The following is a 20,143-nucleotide window of genomic DNA, read 5'->3' as shown; positions in this document are numbered from 1 at the left end:
TGCTTTTACAGTGATCCGGCAATGCCTTGCGGCTTATCTGGTCTCTGGAGCAACCCCATGAAACAACATATTCTGATCATTGGCGCCGGGTTCGGTGGCGTGTGGAGCGCCTTGAGCGCGGCTCGGCTACTGGATAAACACGACCGCAACGATGTGCGCATCAGCCTGCTCGCACCCCAAGCGGAGCTGCGTATCCGCCCGCGGTTCTACGAGCCCGATGTACATACCATGCTGGCCCCGCTTGATGCGCTGTTCGACGCTGTGGGCGTGACCTTTGTGCAAGGCGCCGCCGACAGCATCGACACCCCTAATAAGCAAGTGACCTATCGCAACGCGGCCGGCATCCCGGCCACCCTCGCCTACGACCGCCTGGTAGTGGCTGCCGGCAGCCGCTTGAACCGCCCAGACATGGACGGCATCGCGCATGTGTTCGATGTGGATCAGATCGAAGACGCCGCGCGCCTTGAGGCCCATATCAAGGCCCTCAAAAATCTGCCCGACAGCCCGGCCCGCAATACCGTGGTGGTGGCCGGCGGCGGCTTTACCGGTATCGAGACCGCCACCGAAATGCCGGCGCGCCTGCGGGAGGCGCTGGGTGAAACGGCCAACATCCGTGTGATCGTGGTAGACCGCGGGCCACAGATTGCCGCGTCGATGGGCGATGGCATACGCCCCTCGATCATCGAAGCCAGCCGCGAGCTGGGGATTGAATGGGTACTGAACACCTCGGTCGCCTCGGTGGACGCCGGTGGCGTGACCCTGGCGGATGGGCAGCGGATTGAATCAAGCACCGTGATCTGGACCATCGGCTTTCGTGCCAACCCGCTGACCGAACAGGTGAGTGCCACCCGCGATCCCCAGGGCCGCCTGCACGTGGACGCCACCCTCAAGGTCAAGGGCCAGGCCGCCATCTTTGCCGCCGGCGACGTGGCCTACGCCGCCACAGACGAGCTGGGCAACTTCGCTGCCATGTCCTGCCAGCACGCCATCGCCTTGGGCCGCTACGCCGGCAACAACGTCGCCGCCGATCTGATCGGCGTAGCCCCCATGGCCTACAGCCAACCCAAATACGTGACCTGCCTCGACCTCGGCGCCTGGGGCGCGGTGTACACCGAAGGCTGGGACCGTCAGCTTAAGCTGGTGGGCCAGGAAGCCAAGGACCTCAAACAGCAGATCAATAGCGTGTGGATCTACCCACCGGCGGCGGATAGAAAGGTGGCGTTGGCGGCGGCGGATCCGTTGATCCCGGTGGCGTAGAACTTCGCGTTGCTCACTACAATGACAGGATGTGAACGATCCAATTTTTTGATGTCATCCACTTCCCGGTTGCGATGGAGCATCGCGCAGGCTACTCTTTCAACTCGCAGCAAGTGCTGCGATTGGACTTGGCGGTCCGACCAGATATAGGCGCAACGGCGCCCCCAACACGATTGCAGGCGCTTTTTTTGCGCCCGTGATTTCGTGCAATGGCGGGTTGCGCAGGGACTTCTTCGGAAGTGCCGGGTCCTATATCCCCGGTCCGCCAACCTTGCGTAATCCGCCACCCTAATTCTGCTTGGCGGCAGAAGGTGACGGCTCACTTAGATATAGGAGCAAGAACCATGACCTCATCTGATCGGTATATGCCCATAACGGGCCCCGATTGCACCATACCTACACTGCTAATCGATACTCAGGCGCCGCTTGATGCTTTGCATGACGCAGCAGTTTTTCGTATTCGGGCAGTCACTCAAGTTCTGGAAAACCTGGCACTTCGCGATGAAATCAGCAGCGATACCGTAGTGCTGCAGGACTTCGCGTTGCTGTTGAGTATTCCATTGCGGGACGGCTGCGATTTACTGGATGTGATCGGGCGTAGGCTAAGGGCAAGGATGTCGTAACCGAAAACAGGCGACCTTACGGTCGCCCTCTATAAACTCAGCAAATCAGCAAAGCCGCATTTATTCAGCGTACCTTGTGATAGTTGGCCAAAGCATTCATATAGGCTGCTTTAACTGTCAGGCCTACAGTATCCAATACCTGCGCGTTAAGGGCAGCAAGCTTGTCACCTATCAAGCTTTGCCCCGCCTGCTTCAACTTGAGCCGGGAATGCCCGGCATATTTCGTGCCGGCGATATCCACCGTCAGGCTAACCTCACAGGCGTAATAGTCAGGAGAGTTCCAAGTCTTGACGAAGACTCTGTCGATCTCGACGCTGGTTTTGAGTGCCGAAGAGGGAGAAACGCCCACCGCACGTTTGGTGAACTCGGTCCAGTCATCAACAGGAACGTTGGCGAACCCCTCGTAAAGGCCGACATTGTAATTAGCAGCATGCCAAACAAGCTTGCTCGACTCCTTGCAGCGCGTACACTTTTCAGCGCCAGTCACTTGCACGATGTCGGCCTGTACAACACTACTTTTGATTGCCGCCAACTCGGCCTCCGTCGAGTACGCCGCGAAGTGCAACTGGTTGGTAACGCAACCACTGAGCCCTAACAGAACACATGCAACGATCAAGTACTTCATCAATCACCAATCCCTGTGAAATTCATTTGTTAAGCGGCACACCCTGCCCAAACCGCCGAATCGCCAGGCAATACCCCACCAACGCCATCCCCGCCAGCAAACCGCCCGCCGCGCCGATCCAGGCGAAGCCGAAGTGGCTGCCCACCCAACTGCCCATCAACGCGCCACCGCCGATGCCGATGTTGTAGATCCCGGAAAACATCGCCATGGCCACATCGGTGGCGTCCGGTGCCAGCACCAGCACCTTGGACTGCATGGCCAGGCCAAAGCCCATGATCGCCATGCCCCAGAAAATGCTCAGCCCCACCAGGTAAGACTCGGCGCCGCTCAACGGCAGCATCAGCGCCAGGCACGCGGCCAGGATAGACACCGCGCCGATCACAAACAGGTGGGGGTTGAAGCGATGCACCAGGCTGAACAGCAACGAGCCGATGATGCCAGCACCACCGAACACCAGCAGGATCAGGGTCACAGCACTGCCGCCCAGGCCGGCGACGCCTTCGACGAAGGGTTCGATGTAGCTGTAGGCGGTGAATTGGGCAGTGACGGTCATCGCCGTCAGCACGTAGAGCGCCACCAGCGCCGGACGCTTGAACAACAGCGGCAGGCTGCGCAGGGAGCCGGAGTTCTGGCTGGGCAGCAGCGGCAAGGTGCGCGCCAGCCAGAACACCAGCGCGGCGGCGAACGCGGCGATCACCAAAAAGGTAGTGCGCCAACCCATGGCCTCGCCCAACAGGCGGCCCAAGGGAATGCCCAGCACCATCGCCAGGGATGTGCCGGTGGCCAGCAAGCCAAGGGCCTGCACCTGCTTGCCCTCTGGCGCCAGGCGTACAGCCAGGGAAGCCGTGATCGACCAGAACAACGCATGGGCCAGGGCGATGCCGACCCGACTGACCATCAGCAAGCCGAAACTGGTGGCGACGCTGGAGAGGATATGGCTGGCGATAAACAGACCGAACAGCACGATCAGCAATTTGCGCCGTTCGACGTTGCGGGTCAGCAGCATCACTGGCAGCGAGGTCAGCGACACGATCCACGCATAAATGGTGAGCATCAGGCCGACGCTGGCCACGGGCATGTCAAAGCTGGCGCCGATGGCGCTGAGCAGCCCGACGGGGACGAATTCGGTGGTATTGAACACAAACGCGGCCAGCGCGAGGGCGATGACCGGTTGCCAGTTGGCTTGGGGGGTTGCGGCTGAAAGGCTCATTGACGGGCGCGGTACTCTGACGATGATCAAGCGGCCACCCAGGACAAGCGCCGCCGCCGAGCATTCTATAGGTTTCTCGCACCGCTGTTGCTGCGGATCGTCGCCCGAAGGCCTACGGCGAAGTCATGGTAATGATGTAGTTGCCTGACTGGATGAGCTTGCCGGCGCGGTCTACCAACACGTAACGCTGATCGTAATAGCGCCCCTCGCCGCTGTCCGCCACCAGCCGCACATGGGGTGCGTCGACACTGACCACCGGCGCGACACTGCGCACCTCGATGCGGCTACCACGAGTGGATTGGGCACAGCCGCGCAGTTCCATCACCGAACCGCTGCGCGCATTTGTCGCACACCCTGACTCGACAATGGCGCCGCTGAACCTGATGGTGCCCTGCCCCACGGTTTGTGCGGCGCCGCAGGTACTTGCCCACAGCCCCAGAAGGCCAGTCATTACCGCTACACGATGAACGTTCATGCCGACACTCCTTCTTGGGTTAGTTAAGAAGTAAGTCGTCGGCACGCCGGTTAACTTGAGCTTATTTACCCGCGAATGAGAGGTGCGTCACGGATCCACCTGCCCCATCAACTCAGGAATGCTCTCCGGCCGCTGGGCATAGCGTTGGGCCAACGCCGCGCAGACCATCAACTGGATCTGGTGAAACAGCATCAACGGCAAAATCAACACGCCCATGCTCGCCCCGGCAAACAGCACCTGTGCCATCGGCACGCCGGTTGCCAGGCTTTTCTTCGAACCACAGAACAAGATGGTGATGCGGTCCTCCTGATTAAAGCCAAACGCCTTGCCCAGCACCGTGGATGCCACCAGCACCAGTGCCAGCAACACGCAGCAGGCCACCACCAACCCGCCCAATTCCCACAGCGGGATCTGGTGCCAGATACCTTCGTTGACCGCCTCGCTGAAAGCCCCGTAGACCACCAGCAGAATCGAACCTTGATCGACGAATTTGAGCCAGGCTTTGTTACGTCCGACCCAGCCACCGATCCAGCGGCTGGCGATCTGCCCGGCAATGAACGGCAACAACAACTGCACGCTGATTTTGACAATCGCATCCACTGTGGAGCCGCCATCTCCGTGCACGTTGAGCAGCAGCGCTACCAGCAGCGGCGTCAGGAAGATACCGAACAGGCTGGACGCCGCCGCGCTGCAGATAGCCGCAGGGATATTGCCGCGGGCCAGGGACGTAAAGGCAATCGCCGATTGCACGGTGGCCGGCAAGGCGCAGAGGTAGAGCATGCCCATGTACAGCTCGTTGCCGATCAACGGCGACAGCAGCGGCTTGAGCGCCAGGCCCAGCAGCGGGAACAGCACGAAGGTCAGGCTGAACACCAGCAAATGCAGGCGCCAGTGGCCGGCACCGGCGACGATGGCTTTGCGCGACAGCTTGGCGCCATGCAGGAAAAACAGCAGCGCGATGGCCAGGTTGGTGACCCAGCCGAACGCCACGGCAGTCTGGCCGCTGGCGGGCAGCAGTGAGGCGAGGATCACGGTGGCGATCAGGGTGAGGGTGAAGTTGTCGGGCAGAAACCGGGGCCGGGTCATAAGCAATTCTTCCAGGGGTTGCCAAGAGCGTCGCGACGACTCTAACGTAACCACCTGTTACCGACTAACGCCAATGAGCCAGTAAATGCCGCCTAAAGGACATGAAAAAGCCGTTCGCCGCAGTGTCCCTGGGCTTTCCAGCCTGCCTAGGCCGGTGTACGGACGCACTGAATCCTTGCCCAATCGGGCGCTGACGCGACGCCACAGCCACCCATGGGTGCAGTTGTCCTACGCGATTTCCGGGGTATTGGAGATCCAGACCAGCGTCGGACGTTTCGTCGCACCACCCCAGCGCGCGGTGTGGATCCCGGCCGGCATGCCCCATCGGGTGTTCAGTTCGCCCCATACGGAAATGCGCAGCTTGTACCTCGATTGCAGCGTCACCGCCTGGGCCGCCGAGCGTTGCCAAGTGCTGGAGGTGAGCAGTTTGTTGCGCGAGTTGATCCGCAACTTCAGCCAACTGCCGGTCGAATATACCGAGGACGGGCCAGACGGACGCCTGGCCCAGGTACTGCTCGATCAACTCGCCGCCGCGCCCCAGGTGGATTTGATGTTGCCGCTGCCTCACGACCCGCGGCTGCGGCAGATCTACCGCAGCCTGAACCTGCACCCCGAGCAACAGACCACGTTGGGCGAGTGGAGCCGCAAGCTGGGAGTCAGCGAAAAAACCCTCAGTCGGGTGTTCCTGAGTGACACCGGGCTGACGTTCCGCGCGTGGCGCCAGCGCCTGCGCCTGTTAAGCGCCCTGCCCGCCCTGGAACAAGGCGAGCGGGTGACGGATGTGGCATTGGGCTGTGGCTATGAATCGACCTCAGCCTTTATCAATGCGTTTCGTCAGCAGTTTGACTCCACCCCCGGTGAATTCTTCCGCTGACCCTTTCCCACGATGCAAATAATCCCCAAACCCACGCTCGGCTGGTATTGTGCCGCGCTTTGAAACACAGCAACCGACTGCGAGGAAATGGACGTTGAACACTGACGAAAAAATGACCGGGGACCTGTTCGAGGTTGATAAGCGCCTGTCACTCAAGCCCGTGGTGGACTTCAACGCCTACCTGCGCAGCGCCTTCGGCGACGGCCCTTGCACCTGCGTGCGCTGCACGGCCAGCGGTGGTGATGAAAGCGGCTATGGGTTCCAACACACCTTCACCTTCGAGGGTAAGCCCGTGCACCGCCGCTTCGCTTCGACGGCGGGCAGTGATGTACTGATGGCGTTGAAAAAGGCCTGGTTGTCGTACACCAAGGCCGAGCTGCCGCTCAGTGGTGTGTTGGCGCTGGATACGGTGAAGGAATTCGTCGAGCCGCAGTTGCACAAACGCCTGGCGCCGTTGTTTGTGGCCAGTGGGCTGGTCAAGGATGTGGACGGCGAACTGCGCATCCAGCCGCAGGCCATGGCCTGACACAGGCTAAGGTCAGGGGAACACAACTTTCGAAGCAAAGAAGATCCAATGTGGGAGCTGGCTTGCCTGCGATAGCGGTAGCGCAGTAACAGATGCAGTGACTGCCACACCGCCATCGCAACATAAAACTCTACGGGCTGTAGGCGCAGTCGGTAACCACGATGCGAAGCGAGCCGCTCTTGATCTTGCTTTTGATCTTAGGCGCCCCGTCAAACCACGCTGGCCGTAATTCGACAGGGATTTGGGGGGTAAACCGGCAGGGATGCCGGTTTAGCCGCCCCGCGCCATGGATGGCGCGTGGCGGCGGCCCCCCAAATCACTGGCGGATTACGGGCACACCGAGCCTAAGCGAGGTGCCGAGTGGTGGGGCAAGAGCGTTTTGCTTACTTTTGCGCTGTTCAAAAGTGAGCCGCCGTCAGGGCGGAACCCTAGGGAAACTCTGAAAAAGACTTTCTGATTTGGCAAAATACCGCGACCCCACCCACCGAGTTTCCCGATGAAGCAGATGACCTTCGCCGACGCCGAGTACGCTGGCAAGCGCAAGCAAACCCGCAAGGAGTTGTTCCTGATCGAGATGGATCGGGTGGTGCCGTGGAAGGGCTTGATTGCTTTGATCGAGCCACATTATCCGAAAGGTGAAGGTGGCCGTCCGGCCTACCCGTTGATGGCGATGCTGCGTGTGCATCTGCTGCAGAACTGGTTCGGCTACAGCGATCCAGCGATGGAGGAAGCGCTGTACGAAACCACGATCCTGCGCCAGTTTGCCGGGCTGAACCTGGAGCGCATCCCCGACGAAACCACCATTCTCAACTTCCGCCGCTTGCTGGAGAAACACGAGCTGGCGGCCGGCATCCTCGCTGTCATCAATGGCTATCTGGGCGACCGCGGCCTGTCGCTGCGCCAGGGCACCATCGTCGATGCAACGCTGATCAATGCGCCCAGTTCGACCAAGACAAGGACGGCAAGCGCGACCCGGAAATGCACCAGACCAAGAAGGGAAACCAGTATTATTTTGGCATGAAGGCCCACATCGGCGCCGATGACGAATCGGGTCTGGTGCACAGCGTAGTGGGCACGGCGGCCAATGTGGCGGATGTCACCCAGGTGGACAAATTGCTGCATGGCGACGAAAACGTGGTCTGCGCCGATGCAGGCTACACCGGTGTCGAAAAGCGGCCCGAGCATGAAGGACGTGAAGTTATCTGGCAGGTGGCGGCACGCCGCAGCACCTACAAAAAACTCGATAAGCGCAGCGTGCTGTACAAAGCCAAGCGCAAGATTGAAAAGGCCAAGGCTCAGGTGCGCGCCAAGGTCGAGCATCCGTTCCGGGTAATCAAGCGCCAGTTCGGTTACACCAAGGTGCGCTTTCGCGGCTTGGCCAAAAACACGGCGCAACTGGTGACACTGTTCGCTCTGTCGAACCTGTGGATGGCGCGCCGACATTTACTGACGAATGCAGGAGAGGTGCGCCTGTAATGCGGGAAATGGCCACCGGAGTGGGGTCCGGGTGGCGAAAACGTAAGAAATACTCGTCGAATTGATTGTTTTTTGATCATTTGGCGAGTTTAAAAGTTGCGCTAGGTGGTATGCCGGGGAAATACATGGCTACTTCAGACCATCCCTAGGTGGCCGTTACCGCAGGAATGGATATGTACACAATCCAACTGTGTTGGCTGTCAGGCCGTCTTCGCAGGCAAGCCAGCTCCCACAGTTTGATTGCTGGGTGTCAGGTAGATTGGCGCCGGCTGTCAGGCCGCCATCGCAGGCAAGCCAGCTCCCACAGTTTGATTGCTGGGTGTCAGGTAGATTGGCGCCGGCTGTCAGGCCGCCATCGCAGGCAAGCCAGCTCCCACATTGGTCAGGTATTGCCCACAGAATCAGCGCCTGGCACAGATCTCCTGTGGGAGCGGGCTTGCCCGCGAAGGCGGCGTGTCAGTCACTGAATATTCAACTGAACCACCGCTATCGCAGGCAAGCTCCCATATTTTCCCGGGTATTGGCCTAGAAACCAGGAACGCCTTGTACGCGCAACTCAGGCGTCAGTTCGTCCAGCGGTTCGGTCAGCGGCCGCTCGTTCCCACCCGGCAGCAGGATCACCTTGCGGCATTCCTCCTCGGCTTTATCAAACAGCTCATACCCCCGCGCCGCCTGCTCCAAGGGCAGCCTGTGAGTGATGATCGCCTCCGGGTGCAGATGCCCCAGCTCGATATGCTCCAACAACTCCGGTAAGAACCGCTGCACATGGGTCTGGCCCATCTTGAAGGTCAGGCCCTTGTCGAAAGCATCGCCAAACATAAAGCCATGGATAAACCCGGCATACACCCCTGCGACGCTGACCACGCCACCGCGGCGTACAGCGGCGATGCACTGGCGCAGGGCCTTGCCGCTGCTGCCCTCGATCTTGAGGGCCGTAAGCAGAGTTTCCGTGGTGCTGCCCTTGGCCTCGAAACCCACCGCGTCCACCACGCCATCGACGCCGCGCATGCCGGCGGTCTGGCGGATGATGGTGTCAGCTGGGTCCTCGTCTTCTTCGAAATTGATCGGGATCACACCGTACATTTTCTGCGCATAGGCCAAACGGTACGGATGGTCGTCGACCATGAAGATCTGCTCGGCGCCCAGCATCTGCGCGCACGCCGCACTGAGCAGGCCCACCGGCCCGGCGCCATAAATCGCCACGCTGGACCCTTTGCCAATGCCCGCATTGGTCACTGCCTGCCAAGCGGTAGGCAGGATATCGGAAAGGAACAGCACCTTCTCATCCGCCAAAGTGCCAGACACCTTGAACGGCCCGGTGTTGGCCTTGGGCACCCGCACCCACTCCGCCTGGCCGCCGGGAATGCCGCCATACAGACGGCTGTAGCCGAACAGCGCGGCCCCCGGTGGAATGGCTTTTTTATTCAGTATCGCACCGCGCCCATCGTTGGTGGTTTCGCAGGCAGCAAATTGCTGGAGCTGGCAGAAAAAGCAATCGCCACAGGCAATCACGAACGGAATCACCACACGGTCGCCAGCTTGCACAGCGGTGACGGCCGGGCCGGTTTCTTCGACGATGCCCATGAACTCATGGCCGAAGATATCGCCGTGCTCCACGGTCGGGATCTTGCCGCGATACAGGTGCAGGTCCGAGCCACAGATCGCGGTGGCGGTGACCCGCAGAATAATGTCGTCGGGTTGTTCAATGATCGGATCGGGCACGGTATCCACCTGCACCTTGTGTGCGCCCTGGTAAGTCATCGCTCGCATGCTCTGCGCTCCTGCCGTTGAGGGGTTACTAATTAAGGACAGAGCAGCCCCTCAGTGTTCCTTCGACGTAGAGCGACACCCGATCAATGGTCGCCGCGCGTCTGGGCCAACAGCAGGTCGACTACCTGGCGCAAGCTACCAAGCGCCTCGGCGCCGCTGGCCTGGGCCTGGGCGTGCCAACGCAACTGTTCGGTCGCGCTGTTGCCGCGTTGCAGCAAGGCATCCAAGGTATCGAACAACAGCGGCTCGCCGATGGCCTCTGCGGTGGCGGCAAAGGTCTGTCGGGCGTATTGCAGCCATTGCTCAGCGCTGCCCAGGGTGCCGGTGTCGTCCAACGCAAAGGTGCCAGCAGTCCCATACCGCTTGGCCTGCCAGCGATTCTCCTTGAGCAGCCAGCTCGCTTCGGTATTGAACCTGGCGCCAGGGCGCTGCATCGCGCAGGCGTGGGTGACCATCACCCGAAACAGCGTGGCGAGGGCCAAGGCGTCCGTCAGCCGTGGGCAGGCGTCGGTCATGCGCAGTTCCAGGGTGGGGTAACGCGCCGCGGGGCGGATGCCCCACCAGCCATTGCCATCGGCCTTGATCGCGCCAATGCGCTGCAACAGGGCCAGGTAGCGCAGGTACTCGGCCCAGTCGCTAAAGTGCTCCGGCACGCCCATGCGGGGCCACTCGTCGCACGCGGCCTGGCGGTAGCTCATAAAGCCGCTGGGCGCGCCGTCCCAGAAAGGCGACGAGCAACTGAGCAGCAGCAACAACGGCAACCACGGCGACACCTGGTTCATCACCGCGATGCGGTCCAACGCCTGCGGCACCTGCACATGCACATGCAGCCCGCACAACACACTGCGCCGCGCTACGTATTGAATATCGTCGAACAGTTGCCGGAAATGCGCCTGATCGGTCGGCCGTTGCCCACGCCAATCGGCCAGCGGGTGGCTGCCGGCGCACACCACACCGAGACCGAACTCAGCCAGGGATTGCGCCAGGTTGCCGCGCACAGTCGAGAAATAATCCGCCGCTTCGGCGCTGGAGGTAAACACCGGCGAGGCCGCCTCGATCTGACCTTGGAACATCTCAAAGGAGAAGCCCGCGCCAATCGCTTCGCGGCAGGCCGCCAGCACCGCCGCAGACGGCTCGCCGACCATCTGACGGCTGTGCAGGTCGGTGATGAAGTATTCCTCTTCAATACCAAAGGTGAGCATCGGCATTCAGCGCAATCGGGTGACAGTCAGCGCGACCACGGCGATGCGCTCCACCTGCTCATAGCCTGGCTTTTCCAGTTCCTCACCAAAAACGTCCGGGTCCAGTTCGCGGTAGGTCCAGCCGTAGGCGTCGCTGCCCAACAGTGGCTTGACCGCCTCCAGGAAAGGGTCGCTGCCGGCCACCATCGCCACCCCGGTATACAGCAGCAGGCTCCCGCCCAGGGCCAGCCGCCCGATGGACTCACTGACGATGCGCAGCGACAACTGCTCCCCCAGGGCGCCACCACCATGGCGATAGGCGCGCTGGCGGTCATCTTTCATGTATGGCGGGTTGGCGACAATCAGGTCGAATTCGCCCTCCACACTGGCCAGCACGTCACTGTGGTAAACGCTGAGGTTATTCAGCTCGGCGAGTTCGGCATTCACTGCCGTCATGCGCAGGGCACGGGGGTTGATATCCACCGCCAGCACCTGGGCGTCATGCCGGGCTTTGGCAATCACCAGCGCGCCGACACCGGCGCCACAGCCGATGTCCACGGCGCGTTTGAGCGGCTCGAAACGCTGCTGCAGGTAGGCTTCGATCACCTGGGCAAAACGGTAGCTGTCGGGGCCGAAAAACACCGCGTCCGCTTGGTCGGTGGGATAAGGCGAATGAGCGAACAACAGACCGTCGAGACTCGACCAGCGCACCGTGCTGCGCCATAGCGCGCCATGTTTTTCGATCACATCCGCTTGCTGCAACTCCTCACGCAAGGCCTCGGGCAACAGGCCTTGATCGAACGGCATAGACCACCCGAACACATCGCGCAGCGTCATTGCCAGGGGCGTCGCCAGCCGCCGATAGACACGCTCATGGGTCAAGGGTGTTGGCGTGATAAAGCGATAACCGCCCTCCTTCAACCCGCGGCCCAAATTCAACAAGGCACGATCAGCCAGTTGTTGCGCAGACATAGGCACATTCCTTAGCGCAGGCGCGCACGCAGTTGGATAAAACGGCGAGTGGCATACAGCCCGGCAGGCGTGCAATGACGGCGTGCCGACAGCCATGGGATCAGCGCATTGAGCTGTTGCACATCGGGCAAGTTGCACAACGACTCCGCCAGGGCCTGGGTATCCGGGTCCGCTGGTCGATGCTGCTCACGGGAAAACCGGCTGCCGCGTCCCGGCCGCACCGGCGGCACACGTTCGCTGGCCACCCATTCACCCGCAATCCAGTCATGGATCAGTTGTTTTTCATAACCGCTGAACACCCCGAACATCGCAGCGCCAGCGCCCTCGATCAATTGCCAGAAGCGGCTATTGGCAGGGTCCTGGTTGTGCTGGATCCAGCCCTTGTCTTCGAGGGCCTTGAGAAACGCGCCGATCTGCCCAGGCTGGGCCAGCCATTGGTTGACGGTCTGGCCTTCGAAGCGGCAATAGTCCGAATGCATGTGCTGGCCGAAGGCGCGCTTGCGCTCAAGCATCGCCACCACCTCGTCCTGCAAGTTGAAGTGTTTGATGATAGACGTGGTACCCAGGCCCAGATCATTCAGACGGTAGCCTGCGGCCACCCGGCGATAGAAGTCTGCCCTGCCCTCACCCAGCGGCAACAGGTTCAGCACCGACTGTGCGGCCTTGCAGGCATGGCCACTGCTGGCGTTGTCGATGGTGACATGCAGCGTGAAGTAATAAGGATCGATGCCCAACTCACTGAGTTCATAGGCGCTGATCAATAGGTGCAGTGGCAGCTGTTCGTAACCCAGGTTGAAGCCAATGACTTCCGGCAGGAACTCGTCAGCGCACATGCCCAGCGCCAGTTGCAGCGCGCCTTGCAGGTAATGGTCATCCTCAAGGCCGGCTTCGCTGTCGGCATCGTGTTCGCTGAGCAACTTGCGGTAGATCACCACATGGTTCTGCGCGGCTTCACCGTCGCCCAATTCTTCCAGGTAAGTGGTGAGCAGGCCGTCAAAGCGCTGGTCTTGCCAATAGCGCAGCAAGCCGTAGAGCCAGGCACCGTCGACCTGTTTGGTCGGCGCCACGCACTGCAGGAAATACAACGCATGGGCCTTGTTCTGGAAATACCGCCGCGGCCCACCGTTTCGGCGCTGTTCCAGATAGTCGGCATAGGCCTGGGCCACCTCGGCGCAGCGCTGCTCGACCCAGGCCAGCAGCTGTTCGGGCGCCTCTGGCAAGTCGCAATCGGTGGCGTCTACCAGGGCCAATTGATCCTGCAGGTATTCACGCGCCAATTCAGCGGCGTCTTGGGTTTCGCCGTGCAGTTGTTGGTACACCCGTTGATGGCGGCCCTGGGCCGAGTCGGTGAGAGAGGCCGGCTGGCCTGACAGCGCTGTAAGGAGTGTCATGATGGCAGTTTCCGCAAAGTCCGTTACAACGGGCCTCCCACAAGGTGGCCCCGCAAGAGCGCTCACAATCGCGCGCTTCTAAAATGCAGAACCTCGGGGGGTGCAGAAAATTCAAACGGGGTTGGGTGGGGAGGGATAAGCGGTCGTTTGTAAGGGCTCACAAAACCAAAATATCTGTAGGAGCGAGCTTGCTCGCGAAGAACTCACAGACGCCGCGTTTATTCAGGAAACACGCGTTATCGTTGACGTTTTTCGCGAGCAAGCTCGCTCCTACAGAGGTGGAAATGGCGCTATTACTTACGTGCAGCCTCCCACTGCTTGAGCAGGTCGTTGTAGTTCACGGTTTCGCCCTTGGGCTTCTCGTTGGCCAGTTTCGGCTTCGGCGCGCCCGGCTGGTCGAACCAGTATTGTGCGTCACGCTCGGGGTTCATTTTCGGGCCGCACACCGGTTGCACCTTGGAGCGTTCCAGGCGCGTCATGATCGCGTCCTGCTCCTTGGCCAGGTTGTCCAGCGCCTGTTGCGGGGTCTTCTCGCCGCTGGCCGCTGCGGCGATATTGCTCCACCACAGTTGCGCCAGGCGTGGGTAGTCCGGCACGTTGGTGCCCGTCGGGGACCACTCAGTGCGCGCCGGGCTGCGGTAGAACTCCACCAGCCCCCCAAGTTTGGGCGCCATGTCGGTCATGGCCTGGGAGTTGATATCGGACTCACGAATCGGAGTCAGGCCAACGATGGTCTTTTTCAGCGATACGGTTTTGGAGGTCACGAACTGCGCGTAGAGCCAGGCTGCGAGTTTCTGCTTCTCGGGTGTGGACTTGAGGAAGGTCCAGGAGCCTACGTCCTGATAGCCCTTCTTCATGCCTTTTTCCCAATACGGTCCGACTGGGGACGGCGCCATGCGCCATTTCGGCGTACCGTCGGCATTCACCACCGGTAAGCCCGGCTTGACCATGTCGGCGGTAAACGCGGTGTACCAGAAGATCTGCTGAGCAATGTTGCCCTGGGACGGCACCGGGCCGGATTCGGAGAAAGTCATGCCCGCCGCTTCCGGTGGCGCGTAGGCTTTCATCCAGTCCACGTATTTCTGCGTGGCGAATACGGCTGCCGGGCCGTTGGTGTCGCCGCCACGGGTGACGCTGGAGCCCACCGGGTGGCAGTCCTCCACACGAATGCCCCACTCGTCCACCGGCAAGCCGTTGGGCAAGCCCTTGTCGCCGCCGCCGGCCATGGAGAACCAGGCATCGGTGAAACGCCAGCCCAGGGACGGGTCTTTCTTGCCGTAGTCCATGTGCCCATAAATGCGCTTGCCGTCGATTTCCTTGACGTCTTCGCTGAAGAACTTGGCGATGTCTTCATACGCGGACCAATTCACCGGCACACCCAGGTCGTAGCCGTATTTCTCCTTGAACTTGGCCTTCAGCTCCGGCCGCTCGAACCAGTCGGCGCGGAACCAGTAGAGGTTGGCGAACTGCTGGTCGGGCAACTGGTAGATCTTGCCGTCCGGCGCGGTGGTGAACGACAGGCCGATAAAGTCTTTGAGGTCCAGGGTGGGCGAGGTGAAATCCTTGCCTTCGTTGGCCATCAGGTCGGTGATGGATTCGGTCTTGCCGTAGCGAAAGTGCGTACCGATCAAGTCGGAATCGTTGACCCAGCCGTCATAGATGTTCTTGTCGGACTGCATCTGGGTTTGCAGCTTCTCCACCACGTCGCCTTCCTGCAGCAGGTCGTGGGTCAGCTTGATGCCGGTGATTTCACTGAAGGCCTTGGCCAGCACCTTGGACTCGTACTCGTGGGTGGTGAGGGTTTCCGACACCACGTTGATCTTCATCCCACGGAACGGCTCCGACGCCTTGATAAACCACTTCAACTCCTCCAGCTGTTGGGCTTCGGTAAGGGTCGAGGGTTTGAACTCGCTGCCGATCCATTTTTTTGCGGCATCTTCATACGCATCGGCCCAGGCCGAAGCGCTCAAACCACTGAGGGCCAGTACGGCAGCCAATGAAATGCTATGTCGCAGCTTATTGTTTTTATTCAACATAGAGACCTCCAGGTTAATTTCAAACGGGGCTATCGGCAACCACCTCCCTTGTAGGAGCGAGCTTGCTCGCGAAGAACGCAAAGACACCGCGGGCTACCAGGAGCACTGCGTTATCGTTGACGATTTTCGCGAGCAAGCTCGCTCCTACAGAGGTGTGCACAGCTAGCCCCAACGCATCACACTCAACAGCCATACCAGGGAGAGCGCGGACGCCACCCAGATGCTCCAGTCGGTAACGCCAATGACCAGCAAATGCAGGTAGGCGCTGCCGAGCAGACCGATAAACAAGCGATCGCCACGGGTGGTGCTGATCGGCAGCAACCCGCGCCGGGGGATACTCGGCGAACGCAATTCCCAAGTGGTCATGCCCGCCAGAATCAGGGCAATACCGCCAAAGAACAGCGCTGTGGGGGTGGTCCAGGCCATCCATTCCATCATCGACTCCTCTAGACCCGGCCCAGGGCAAAGCCCTTGGCCACGTGGTTGCGAACAAACCAGATCACCAGCATGCCCGGCAGGATGGTCAACACCCCCGCCGCTGCCAGCACGCCCCAATCAATGCCGGAGGCCGACACCGTGCGGGTCATCACCGCTGCGATGGGCTTGGCGTTGACCGAGGTGAGCGTGCGCGCCAGCAGCAGCTCGACCCAGGAAAACATAAAGCAGAAAAACGCCGTAACGCCGATACCGGAGCCAATCAGCGGGATAAAAATCTTCACGAAAAACTTAGGAAAACTATAGCCGTCGATGTAGGCGGTTTCGTCGATTTCCTTGGGTACACCGGACATGAAGCCTTCCAGGATCCATACCGCCAACGGCACGTTGAACAGGCAATGGGCCAAGGCCACGGCGATGTGCGTATCGAACAGGCCAATGGATGAATACAGCTGGAAAAACGGCAGCAGGAACACTGCCGGCGGCGCCATACGGTTGGTGAGCAGCCAGAAGAACAGGTGCTTGTCACCCAGAAAACGATAGCGCGAGAACGCATAGGCTGCCGGTAGCGCCACGCTGAGCGAAATCACCGTATTCAGGCTCACGTAGTACAGCGAGTTGAGGTAGCCGGTGTACCAGCTCGGGTCGGTGAAGATCACCTTGTAGTTGGCCAGGGTGAAATCCTGCGGAAACAGGGTCAGGCCGCCGAGGATTTCGGTGTTGCTCTTGAAGGACATGTTCAGCAGCCAGTAAATCGGCACCAGCAGGAATAGGATGTAGATCAGTAACGGAATCAGCTTGCGCTTGCTCATGTTGGCGGCCTCAGCGGTTGGCGTCGGAATGGGTCATGGCGGTGTAGAACAGCCAGGACACCAACAGGATGATCAGGAAGTACACCAGGGAAAACGCCGCCGCCGGGCCCAGGTCGAATTGGCCGACGGCCATCTGGGTAAGCGTCTGACTCAGGAAGGTGGTGGCGTTACCCGGTCCGCCGCCAGTCAGCACGAAGGGTTCGGTGTAGATCATGAAGCTGTCCATGAAGCGCAGCATCACCGCGATCAGCAGCACGCTTTTCATCTTCGGCAACTGGATATGTCGGAACACCGCCCAGGCCGATGCACGATCAATCCGCGCAGCCTGGTAGTACACGTCCGGAATCGCGCGCAAGCCGGAGTAGCACAGCAGCGCCACCAATGAGGTCCAGTGCCACACATCCATGACCAGCACGGTGACCCAGGCGTCCATGGTGTTGGCAGCGTAGTTGTAGCTGATGCCCATGGCGTTGAGGGTCGAGCCCAGCAGGCCGATGTCGGCACGGCCAAAAATCTGCCAGATGGTGCCGACCACGTTCCACGGAATCAGCAACGGAATGGCGAGGATGATCAGCACCAGCGAGGACCAGCGGCCCTTGGTGGGCATGGTCAGGGCGATGGCGATGCCCAACGGGATCTCGATCAATAGCACGCAGGCCGAGTAGATGAACTGGCGCAGCAACGAATCGTGCAGGCGCGGGTCGAGCAGCACCTGCTTGTACCAGTCGGCCCCGACAAAATAGCGGCTGGACTGGTCGAAAATGTCCTGCACCGAATAGTTGACCACGGTCATCATCGGGATCACCGCACTGAACGCCACCAGCAGGAACACCGGCAATACCAGCCACCAGGCCTTGTTGTTCTGCACCTTGTTCATGGCGTCACCTCCAGCAGGTAATCGTCGGCGTAGAGCATCAGCCATTGCGCGGGGAAGCTGATGGAAGCCTTGCCTTCCGGCACCGGTTTGTCCTCGGCCAAACGCACCTTGAGTGTGGCGCCGTCGAGGTTGAGGGTCATGATCTTGTAGGTGCCAAGATCTTCCACATGGACGACGTCGGCTTGCAGGGCGTCAGGGTTGTACTCGTCCCACACGTGGATAAACTCCGGGCGGATACCAACCTGGAGCTTTTTGTAGTCGGTGGCGTTGAGACGTTGCTGCAACGCTTCGGACAGTGGCAACAGCGTATTGGCGAACCCTACACCGCCAGCCTTGGCCTGCACCTCGATCAGATTCATCCCAGGGCTACCGATGAAATAACCGACAAAGGTGTGGCTGGGCCGCTCGAACAATTCACGCGGCGTACCGAACTGCACGATCTGCCCGCCATACATCACCGCGATCTTGTCGGCGAAGGTGGAGGCTTCCAGTTGATCGTGGGTGACATAGACCATGGTGATATTGAACTGCTCATGGATCTGCTTGAGCTTGCGCCGCAGTTTCCACTTCAGGTGCGGGTCGATCACCGTCAGCGGCTCATCGAACAGAATGGCCGACACGTCATCGCGCACCAGGCCACGGCCCATGGAGACTTTCTGTTTTTCGTCGGCGGTGAGGTTGCGGGCTTTTTTGCTCAGCAGGTTTTGCAGGTCGAGGACTTCGGCGATCTCCTGCACCTTGCTGTGGATTTTCGCTTCGGCCATGCCCTGGTTGCGCAGCGGGAACGCCAGGTTGTCGAACACCGTCATGGTGTCGTACACCACCGGAAACTGGAACACCTGGGCGATATTGCGTTTCTCCGGGGTGAGCTCGTTGACCACTTGGGTATCGAACAGCACCTGGCCTTCGGACGGGCTGAGCAGCCCGGAAATGATATTGAGCAGCGTGGACTTGCCGCAGCCTGACGGCCCGAGCAAGGCGTAGGCACCGCCCTGCTCCCACACATGGTTCATTTCCCGAATGGCGTAGTCTTCTGGCCCTGTGGGCGTAGGGCTGTAGCTATGGGCCAGGTTGCGTAAATGGATCTCGGCCATCAGGCAACCCTCGCGACACGGCGCCCGGGGGCCTGGACCAAGCGGCCCTGACCATCGAACACAAACAGTTTATGGGTGGGGATATACACGCGGATCGGCGCGTCGACATCGTACTCATGCACCCCCGGCAGGTGCAGCACCAGCAAGAAGTGCTCACTGCGCACATGCAGGAAGGTTTCCGAGCCGCTGATTTCGGCGACTTCCACGGTCACCGCCAGCTCCAGGTCATCATCGTTGCTGGGCACCAGGCTGATATGGCTGGGGCGCACGCCAAAGCGGAAATCGCCTTCGCCGATGGGCCGCAGGTCAACATTGAGTGGGAAATGCACGAAATTGGCGAAGCTCACTTCGTTACCGCTGATGCGCCCTGGCATCAGGTTGATCGGCGGCTCGGAGAACAGCTCAGCGGCGAGCACGGTTTGCGGCTGGTGGTAGACCTCGGCGGCCTTGCCGCTCTGTATCACTCGCCCCTCGTGAAGAATGGTGGTGGTGCCACCCAAGGCCAGGGCTTCGTTGGGCTCGGTGGTGGCATAGATGGCGATGGTGTGGCGCGCCTTGAACAGTTCGCGCATTTCCTGGCGCAGCTCTTCGCGCAGTTTGTAGTCCAGGTTGACCAGCGGTTCATCGAACAGGATCAGTTCGGCATCTTTCACCAGGGCGCGGGCCATGGCGGTGCGTTGCTGCTGACCACCGGACAATTCCAGGGGGTGGCGCTGCAGGAATTTCTCGATGCGCAGCATCTTGGCGGTTTCCAGCACCTTGCTCTGGATCACCTCATTGGACACACCGGCCTGGCGCAACGGCGAGGCGATGTTCTCGAACACGGTCATGGTCGGGTAGTTGATGAACTGCTGGTAGACCATCGACACATTGCGCAGGCGTACCGGCTTTTGCGTGACATCCACGCCGTTCATCAGGATGCGGCCGCTGTCGGGCTTGTCCAGTCCGGCCATCAGGCGCATCAGGCTGGTCTTGCCGGACAGGGTGCGACCGAGCAGGACGTTGAAAGAACCGGCTTCGAACCGCAGGTTGGCGTCGTCGATCCAGGTTTGGCCGTCGACAACGCGGGAGACATGTTCCAGGGTCAATGACATGACACGACCTTTTTTATTATTGGAATGAATCTGGTCCGTTGTCAGAGCGAGTTTCGTGCCAAAACCGCAAGCGCTTGATGTGTAAGGAAATGGGTGAACCATGATGTTCAGGAGTGAACAATCCGGCTGAACAACTGAACACTGCCGGGGTTGACAATGAACAGTTGTGAACAACACTCTCATAACCAACACGGGGTAAATGTGGGAGCGGGCTTGCTCGCGAATGCAGTGGGTCAGTCAATCATCGGTCGACTGATACACCGCATTCGCGAGCAAGCCCGCTCCCACAGTTTGAATCGGTTTCTTCAGTTAGATATGCAAAAACAATA

18 protein-coding genes and 1 pseudogene are annotated in these 20,143 nt (G+C 60.3%); 5 read left to right on the top strand and 14 right to left on the bottom strand.

Going from position 1 to position 20,143, the window contains the following annotated elements:
- Window positions 1-57: 57 nt before the first annotated feature.
- Both PSH76_RS11360 and PSH76_RS11355 read left to right on the top strand, forming a co-directional pair.
- Window positions 58-1,257 (top strand): NAD(P)/FAD-dependent oxidoreductase, encoded by a 1,200-nt coding sequence (locus tag PSH76_RS11360; protein WP_138761584.1) that lies wholly within the window; start codon window positions 58-60, stop codon window positions 1,255-1,257.
- Window positions 1,258-1,622: 365 nt separating this feature from the next.
- Complete coding sequence (locus tag PSH76_RS11355) at window positions 1,623-1,880, top strand: hypothetical protein (RefSeq protein ID WP_032897892.1); 258 nt, start codon at window positions 1,623-1,625, stop codon at window positions 1,878-1,880.
- 64 nt (window positions 1,881-1,944) lie between these two features.
- On the opposite strand, the gene PSH76_RS11350 is transcribed toward PSH76_RS11355, so the two are convergent.
- The 4 genes from PSH76_RS11350 to PSH76_RS11335 form a co-directional block, all read right to left on the bottom strand.
- The gene (locus tag PSH76_RS11350; protein ID WP_032896741.1) at window positions 1,945-2,505 is read right to left on the bottom strand and encodes a hypothetical protein; all 561 of its coding nucleotides are present in this window, start codon (window positions 2,503-2,505) and stop codon (window positions 1,945-1,947) included.
- 22 nt (window positions 2,506-2,527) lie between these two features.
- Window positions 2,528-3,715: a sugar transporter gene (locus tag PSH76_RS11345; RefSeq protein ID WP_032896740.1), complete on the bottom strand. Its 1,188-nt coding sequence runs from the start codon at window positions 3,713-3,715 to the stop codon at window positions 2,528-2,530.
- Window positions 3,716-3,827: 112 nt separating this feature from the next.
- Entirely contained in the window at window positions 3,828-4,190 is a 363-nt protein-coding gene (locus PSH76_RS11340; RefSeq protein ID WP_032896739.1) for a type 1 fimbrial protein, read from the bottom strand.
- 87 nt (window positions 4,191-4,277) lie between these two features.
- Window positions 4,278-5,276, bottom strand: a complete 999-nt coding sequence (locus PSH76_RS11335; protein ID WP_098951063.1) for a bile acid:sodium symporter family protein — start codon at window positions 5,274-5,276, stop codon at window positions 4,278-4,280.
- Window positions 5,277-5,361: 85 nt separating this feature from the next.
- Here PSH76_RS11335 and PSH76_RS11330 point away from each other — a divergent pair, with 85 nt between their 5' ends.
- The 3 genes and pseudogenes from PSH76_RS11330 (at window position 5,362) to PSH76_RS11320 (ending at window position 8,152) form a co-directional block, all read left to right on the top strand.
- On the top strand, window positions 5,362-6,150 hold the full coding sequence (locus PSH76_RS11330; protein WP_032896737.1) for a helix-turn-helix domain-containing protein: 789 nt from the start codon (window positions 5,362-5,364) through the stop codon (window positions 6,148-6,150).
- A gap of 94 nt (window positions 6,151-6,244) precedes the next feature.
- Window positions 6,245-6,676: a hypothetical protein gene (locus tag PSH76_RS11325; protein ID WP_305494091.1), complete on the top strand. Its 432-nt coding sequence runs from the start codon at window positions 6,245-6,247 to the stop codon at window positions 6,674-6,676.
- Window positions 6,677-7,172: 496 nt separating this feature from the next.
- Window positions 7,173-8,152: pseudogene (locus tag PSH76_RS11320) on the top strand (IS5-like element IS1384 family transposase).
- A 525-nt stretch (window positions 8,153-8,677) separates the two neighbouring features.
- Here the strand turns inward: PSH76_RS11320 and PSH76_RS11315 are convergent.
- The 10 genes from PSH76_RS11315 to PSH76_RS11270 all read right to left on the bottom strand — a co-directional run bounded on the left by PSH76_RS11315 (window position 8,678) and on the right by PSH76_RS11270 (window position 19,814).
- On the bottom strand, window positions 8,678-9,922 hold the full coding sequence (locus tag PSH76_RS11315; RefSeq protein WP_305494090.1) for a zinc-dependent alcohol dehydrogenase: 1,245 nt from the start codon (window positions 9,920-9,922) through the stop codon (window positions 8,678-8,680).
- 83 nt (window positions 9,923-10,005) lie between these two features.
- Window positions 10,006-11,124: a carboxylate-amine ligase gene (locus PSH76_RS11310; protein WP_138761690.1), complete on the bottom strand. Its 1,119-nt coding sequence runs from the start codon at window positions 11,122-11,124 to the stop codon at window positions 10,006-10,008.
- A 6-nt stretch (window positions 11,125-11,130) separates the two neighbouring features.
- Entirely contained in the window at window positions 11,131-12,075 is a 945-nt protein-coding gene (locus tag PSH76_RS11305; protein WP_305494089.1) for a class I SAM-dependent methyltransferase, read from the bottom strand.
- A gap of 11 nt (window positions 12,076-12,086) precedes the next feature.
- Entirely contained in the window at window positions 12,087-13,466 is a 1,380-nt protein-coding gene (locus tag PSH76_RS11300; protein WP_305494088.1) for an iron-containing redox enzyme family protein, read from the bottom strand.
- 293 nt (window positions 13,467-13,759) lie between these two features.
- Complete coding sequence (locus PSH76_RS11295) at window positions 13,760-15,502, bottom strand: ABC transporter substrate-binding protein (RefSeq protein ID WP_003192009.1); 1,743 nt, start codon at window positions 15,500-15,502, stop codon at window positions 13,760-13,762.
- Between the two features lie 162 nt (window positions 15,503-15,664).
- A complete protein-coding gene (locus PSH76_RS11290; protein ID WP_014718862.1) occupies window positions 15,665-15,937 on the bottom strand; it encodes a DUF2160 domain-containing protein in 273 nt (90 codons plus the stop codon).
- Between the two features lie 11 nt (window positions 15,938-15,948).
- Window positions 15,949-16,749, bottom strand: a complete 801-nt coding sequence (locus PSH76_RS11285; protein WP_003232361.1) for a carbohydrate ABC transporter permease — start codon at window positions 16,747-16,749, stop codon at window positions 15,949-15,951.
- A gap of 10 nt (window positions 16,750-16,759) precedes the next feature.
- Window positions 16,760-17,626, bottom strand: a complete 867-nt coding sequence (locus PSH76_RS11280) for a carbohydrate ABC transporter permease (protein ID WP_005789024.1) — start codon at window positions 17,624-17,626, stop codon at window positions 16,760-16,762.
- Complete coding sequence (locus PSH76_RS11275) at window positions 17,623-18,720, bottom strand: ABC transporter ATP-binding protein (RefSeq protein WP_305494087.1); 1,098 nt, start codon at window positions 18,718-18,720, stop codon at window positions 17,623-17,625. The genes PSH76_RS11280 and PSH76_RS11275 overlap by 4 nt, the downstream gene beginning before the upstream one ends.
- A complete protein-coding gene (locus tag PSH76_RS11270; protein WP_003192018.1) occupies window positions 18,720-19,814 on the bottom strand; it encodes an ABC transporter ATP-binding protein in 1,095 nt (364 codons plus the stop codon). Before PSH76_RS11270 ends, PSH76_RS11275 begins: the two co-directional genes overlap by 1 nt.
- Between the last annotated feature and the right edge of the window lie 329 nt (window positions 19,815-20,143).

The organism is Pseudomonas sp. FP215 (genome assembly GCF_030687795.1).
In the GTDB taxonomy this organism is placed as follows: domain Bacteria; phylum Pseudomonadota; class Gammaproteobacteria; order Pseudomonadales; family Pseudomonadaceae; genus Aquipseudomonas; species Aquipseudomonas salmasensis.
The sequence above is the reverse complement of the archived record's forward strand: the minus strand, read 5'-3'. Positions and strand labels throughout refer to the sequence as shown.